We start from the raw sequence: 5727 nt of genomic DNA, 5'->3' as shown, positions 1-5727 counted from the left end.
TACTATATTTACATCATGATTAATTCAAATCGATTTTAAGAGGTTTAACGCTATAATTAAAAAACAGAAACGATGAAAGGAGTAAACTTTTTCTTTTTAATGATTGCCTTTATTTTAGGGATTACCTTATTTAGGCAATTCAACTTTGAAACGATGTCATTTAAGGATCCGGCACTTGGTGTTATCTACCTTGTTACTTTTGTATTCTCGATTTTCATTTTAATAAAGGACTTTATAAAACGTCCGAAAAAGTGAATCACTGCCTTTTTAGCTAAGCATTTCATTTGCGGTGAAGTTGCTTGACTTTATATAAAAAAAATAATGGGGTTTTAAGGCCCCATTATTTCTTCTTTTTCAGCAATTTCTCCCACTTTTGTTCATCGAATTTTGGTAGCTAGTTGAAGGAGAAACTAGCATACACTTGCAAAACACTATTTTTAGCATCCGGGAATATGGCATTAAATCCGGAATAGTTTTGCTCTTTCCCTACTTTGGTTAACCCGTAGTAGTAACGAGCTCCTACACTGATAGGGTTGAAGTCAAACGCAATACCGGCGGCTAAACCTGCATCAAAACGGTTGAAATCTTCGGTATCTAATTCACCTTCAAAGTCGAAGGCAGCAGGGTCTGATTCGTTTGTTACTTTTCCGCTAATCATATAAGCTGCATAGGCACCGGCTTGGATGTTGAACATGTCTGTAACGTTGTAAACAACTAATAAAGGCACTTCAATGTAGTCTAATTTGAATTTAGTTGAACCGGTTGCAAAATTATCGTTATAGGTTAGTTTTGCTCCTTTGGTGGTATAATATACCTCGGTTTGAATGGCAACAGTGCTGGTCATTGGGAATTTAGCAAACATACCGATGTTGAAACCGGTAAGCATTTCGTCGTCGTCAATGTTATCAACGTATAGATTAGAAAAGCTAAGTCCACCTTTTACACCTATTTGTGGTGCTTTATCAAAATTTTGAGCAAATGTTGTTGCACTAAATAGGGCAACTAAACCAATCACTAAACCTTTTTTTAAATTTTTCATTTTGTTTTTTTTAGAAGCTTTTACTTCTTGTTTTTATTTTTTGTCTTCTGTGAAGTTTTTAAAGGATTCCCCTAATTCATTCATGTCGCTGTTGAATTCTTCTTTGAATTTTTGCCAATCTGTTTTGTAGCTTTCATAGCCTTTTAAACGTTCGTCTAACTCGCTGTTTTTTGCTTCGAGGTTGTTAACACGTTCCATGTCGTTTGCGTTTCTATTTACTTTTAATTCCGCAATTCGCACTTTATTGGCTTGAATTTTTACTTCTGTTTCTGCTTTGAAGATGTGTATTCTGCTTGAGTTGCCAAGTTTTGAGCATCTTCTTGAGCTTCGGTTTTAACGTCGTTTAGGTCTTGTTGGGCTTCTACTAAGTTTTCTTCAGCACTTTCCGCATTTGTTTTCTCTTGGCAGCTGATGAAAAGTGTGGCTGAAAGGAATAAAGCGGCTAACAGGGTGTTTCTTTTTACGTTTTTCATGATTTAGTTTGTTTTAATTAAAGGGGTTAAAAATTAGTTGTTTTGAGAACGGTGTACATGCCGGGGTATTCAACATTAGCATCGTCTTCTGCGGTTATAAAGATTTTAACGGGCTTAAAGGGTGTGGCTGTTTCGAAATCGGCTTTTAATTTAGAGGACATCATTGAACTGGAACTTTTTATTTGTCCGATGTTTTTAGTATATTTTTGATCAGTGACCATCCAAATGACGTATGCTTTTTTGGGTGGATTTAATCTATCGACTTCTGCCAAATTGGTGAAGTTGATTTTAATAACATAATTTTTATTGCTGTTTTTAGAGACTTTTACATCACCACGTGCAGCGGGAACTACAGAAGAAGTTTCAAACTTGATTTTTTTAGAACACGATTGGAAAGGAATCAGTAACCCTAAAAATAATAACCCGGTAAGTACTTTTTTAAGTGTTGAGTTGATTAAATTTGTTTTCATTGTACTAGTTTTAATTTTCGCAACTGGCGATTCAGCGTAACGTTTTATTACTGTACAAAGGTGAAACTAAACCAAGCCTAACGGCTTACACAATTTTTGATATAATTTGCATTATTCAAAGATTATGTAAGCCGTTCATTTTGTTGTGAGCCTACTTGTTTAGTGGCTTTAATGAAAAGAATGATTCGTTCAAAAGAAAGAAAATCAGTATTTTAAAAGAAGATATGCCTGTTTATATTTTTACAAATTTAATGTTTTTAACGAGGTTGTTTGATACTGTTTTTAAGAAATAAACACCGCTTTGTAAATGTTGAACTTGTAATTTGTTACTGTCTAAACGGTCAGCTTTTACTGTTCTACCATTGCTGTCTATCACTTCAACGGAATCAATTGCGAAAGGAGCATCAATGGATAAGGTTGTTGAAGTAGGGTTTGGATAAAGCGTGATTTTGGCATTCGCGGCATTCTCCTGGATGGAAAGAGCCGGGTCAAATCTAGTGGCGATTGCTCCTAAACAATTGTTGTAGTTGAACATCATGTTGATGTTTTGACCGTCTTCAAATACTAGCGGAGCGTTGCTAACGACCAGTCCGGTGAGTAATGAAATTCCGTAGATGTTGTTTCCATCGCTATAGTAGTAAGTATTGGTATTGGGATCGATGGTAGAGCTTGCATTCAACGAATAGTAGGAAGTTGGTAATGGAACATCAGAAATGTTGGTTACTACGCCTGTTGCAGGATTAATTTTTCCGAAACGCATGGCGTAAATGCTCACACCGGAAGGGGAATTAGGGTTGGGCACTTGCGTGTCTTCCGTTACTAATCCATACATGGTATCATCGGCACAGTTATAAGCAAAGTTGGTAAAATTAAATTCATTTGGATTACTGTATTGGATGGTAGGGTTGCTGTAAACCGTTCCGTTATACAAATCAAGTCCAACAAATTTAGGTCCGGTAGAGTAATAATAAACCATTTCTAACGGGTTGACAGCTGTTCCGGCTAATTGATATCCATTTCCGATTGAACTTTGAGAAAGGGCAGTTAAATCACCCGTTTCTGTGTTTAAACTAGCCAAATACATGCCGATTAAATCGTTGTTCTCAGTGAAAGTAGAAGCTAAACCATAGAGTGTATTGTTCGAATTATTATATCGAACGTTTGAAAACATTGTTGTGCCTCCGAAAAAACTGTTAATAGGCATATTGTCTTGAATGGAACCATCATATAGGTCGAAAGACACGTAAAAATTGGAAGAGACCAAATTAAATCGATTGGTTGTTTGATTGATAGAGCCACCGGTTATGCTAAACATATTCGAGCTGGTCGCTGAGCCCACATTATTTACAAATCCAACTGTTGGGTTTACATTACCCATTCGAGTGCTTCCTCCAAATTCAGAAGAGTATTTAGTTACTATCGTAAATAAATTATCGACAGCTTGTGCATTTGAATGAAATGAAAATGCAATAACGAAAAGGAGTAGATTTTTTTTCATAGATAGCGTTTTTAGGTTCTTTAGTTTTACTTAATGTTTTGATACATAAGCAGTAAAAGAGGTATAAATTTATAATAATATTTAAAGTTTAATAAAATTTGATGTACATTTAACTATTGTTGAATGCTGTAAATCAGGATGATTGAAGTTGAATAAGTGTTAAGAGGGTTAAAAAAATCAAATCAATAAGGATTTGTAATTAGCAAGTATTTTTAAAATCCTCGCTGTCTTTTGGCTTCAAACAATAAGACGGCGGCCGCTACGGAAACATTCATGGAATCAATTTCGCCTTGCATCGGGATGATAATGTTTTGAGCGCTTTCTGTTCGCCAAGGCTCGGTTAATCCGGTTGCTTCAGTGCCAACGACCAAGGCCGTGGAAGAAGTGAAATTCTCTAAATGATAGTGATTAGCGTTTTGCAAAGTGGCGGAATAGATGGCTACTTTGTTTGCTTTTAAAAAAGCAATTACTTCCTCTGTAGTGCCTGTTGCGATTTGGTTGGTAAACAAACAGCCAACACTCGAACGCACGATGTTTGGATTGTATAAATCACTTTTAGGATTAGCAATGATTACGGCATCACTATTTGCGGCATCGGCGGTGCGGAGTAAAGCTCCTAAATTACCCGGTTTTTCAATTCCTTCTGCCACTAAAATCAAGGGATTATCTGAAAGATGCAAATCAGTTAAAAGATGCGATTTCGTTTTTGCTACGGCTAAAATGCCTTCCGTCGTATCGCGATAGGCTAACTTTTGATAAACCTCTTTTGAGATTTCGATACAATCGCAACCGGAAAAAGCACGTAGTTCTTTATCAGAAACTAATTCGGGCAAATACAAAACGGTTTCCAATTGATAGCCTCCCTTTAACGCTAATTCGATTTCGCGTTTGCCTTCCATCAAAAATGTTCCGGTTTGCTTGCGGATTTTAGCTTTCTCCTGCAATTGAACGAGAAATTTGATAAAAGGGTTTTGTGGGGAAGTGATTTGTTTCAAGGTGCTGAGGTTCTGAGTGGCAAAGTTACTTTGTTTTTTACAAAATTCCTCGAGCTTTGATTTCTAAATACTTATTGATGGTATCTAACGTCAAATTTTCGGGTTGGGTTAAAACGGAATAAATGCCATATTTTTTCAATTCGTTAACGATTAATCGTTTTTCAAAGACAAACTTTTCAGCAATTACTTTGTCGTAAACTTCCTGAACGGTTTCGGCTTTGTTGTGTATTATGTCGTTGAGTTCTGTGTTTTGAAAAAAGACCACCACCAACAAATGGTTTTTAGCAATTCCTTTTAAATAGGGCAATTGGCGATGTAATCCGTCCAAGGTTTCAAAGTTGGTATACAACAAAAGGAGACTTCGTTGGTTAATGTTCTTTTTGATGTCGGTATATAATCGGCTAAAATCACTTTCGAAAAAATCAGTTTTGATGTTATACAAGCACTCCATGATTAATTGCATTTGTGAGGAGCGTTTTTCAGCCACGACACGATTTTCAACTTTTTTAGAAAAAGAAAACATTCCCGCTTTATCGTGTTTTTTCAAAATTACGTTCGATAAAACTAACGTTGCGTTAATGGCATAATCCAATAAACTCAATCCGTTGAAAGGCATTTTCATCACTCGGCCTTTGTCAATAATCATATAAACCGATTGTGATTTTTCATCTTGAAATTGGTTCACCATCAAGCTATTCTTCTTGGCGGTTGCTTTCCAATTCAGGGTTCGGATGTCATCGCCTTGAACGTATTCTTTGATTTGTTCAAATTCCATGGTATGCCCGATTCGACGTATTTTCTTTACACCATATTGAAATAAATTATTTGAAAAAGCCATCAAATCATATTTCCGCAATTGGATATACGACGGGTAAGTGGGCACCATTTGATCCTTATTGAATGTAAACCGGCGAGCGATTATTTTTAACGGAGAAGATACATAAACATTAAGGTTCCCGAAAGTGTATTCCCCTCGTTCCACCGGACGTAGAAAATACTGAATGTCATCTTGTGAAGACGCTTTCACTTTTCGGTTGATATTAAAATTCCGTACCTGAAATTGAAAAGGTATTTCGTCTATGATTTTAGTGAATATGGAAAACGTATAATAATTACGAATAGAAATCCGAATGGGGTTTTCATCCCCATTAGACAATTTTTCCGGACTGATGCGGGTGGCTTCCATTCCGGTTTTGGCTCCAAATAAAATGATACAATCTAACAAAAAGAAGGTCAGTAAAAGCAATAAAAA

At 36.1% G+C, this 5727-nt stretch carries 7 protein-coding genes; all 7 read right to left on the bottom strand.

Annotated features, from left to right (window positions below):
- Positions 1-394: 394 nt before the first annotated feature.
- The gene (locus ACIQ2Z_RS12365; RefSeq protein ID WP_290862238.1) at positions 395-1039 is read right to left on the bottom strand and encodes a porin family protein; all 645 of its coding nucleotides are present in this window, start codon (positions 1037-1039) and stop codon (positions 395-397) included.
- Positions 1040-1072: 33 nt separating this feature from the next.
- On the bottom strand, positions 1073-1279 hold the full coding sequence (locus tag ACIQ2Z_RS12360; RefSeq protein WP_396184473.1) for a hypothetical protein: 207 nt from the start codon (positions 1277-1279) through the stop codon (positions 1073-1075).
- A gap of 17 nt (positions 1280-1296) precedes the next feature.
- Positions 1297-1512, bottom strand: a complete 216-nt coding sequence (locus tag ACIQ2Z_RS12355; protein WP_396184472.1) for a hypothetical protein — start codon at positions 1510-1512, stop codon at positions 1297-1299.
- A gap of 26 nt (positions 1513-1538) precedes the next feature.
- Positions 1539-1982: a hypothetical protein gene (locus ACIQ2Z_RS12350; protein ID WP_396184471.1), complete on the bottom strand. Its 444-nt coding sequence runs from the start codon at positions 1980-1982 to the stop codon at positions 1539-1541.
- A 232-nt stretch (positions 1983-2214) separates the two neighbouring features.
- Complete coding sequence (locus ACIQ2Z_RS12345; RefSeq protein ID WP_396184470.1) at positions 2215-3480, bottom strand: T9SS type A sorting domain-containing protein; 1266 nt, start codon at positions 3478-3480, stop codon at positions 2215-2217.
- 212 nt (positions 3481-3692) lie between these two features.
- Positions 3693-4475: a TrmH family RNA methyltransferase gene (locus ACIQ2Z_RS12340; protein WP_396184469.1), complete on the bottom strand. Its 783-nt coding sequence runs from the start codon at positions 4473-4475 to the stop codon at positions 3693-3695.
- 37 nt (positions 4476-4512) lie between these two features.
- Positions 4513-5727: DUF58 domain-containing protein (locus ACIQ2Z_RS12335; protein WP_396184468.1), on the bottom strand; the 1215-nt coding region annotated here is incomplete at its 5' end.

The organism is Flavobacterium sp., assembly GCF_044361015.1.
Classification (GTDB): domain Bacteria; phylum Bacteroidota; class Bacteroidia; order Flavobacteriales; family Flavobacteriaceae; genus Flavobacterium.
The sequence above is the reverse complement of the archived record's forward strand: the minus strand, read 5'-3'. Positions and strand labels throughout refer to the sequence as shown.

Bases quoted from the DNA above. Each gene is read 5' to 3' on its own strand.
- ACIQ2Z_RS12365 (WP_290862238.1), bottom strand. From the start codon at position 1,039: ATGAAAAATTTAAAAAAAGGTTTAGTGATTGGTTTAGTTGCCCTATTT.
- ACIQ2Z_RS12355 (WP_396184472.1), bottom strand. From the start codon at position 1,512: ATGAAAAACGTAAAAAGAAACACCCTGTTAGCCGCTTTATTCCTTTCA.
- ACIQ2Z_RS12350 (WP_396184471.1), bottom strand. From the start codon at position 1,982: ATGAAAACAAATTTAATCAACTCAACACTTAAAAAAGTACTTACCGGG.
- ACIQ2Z_RS12345 (WP_396184470.1), bottom strand. From the start codon at position 3,480: ATGAAAAAAAATCTACTCCTTTTCGTTATTGCATTTTCATTTCATTCA.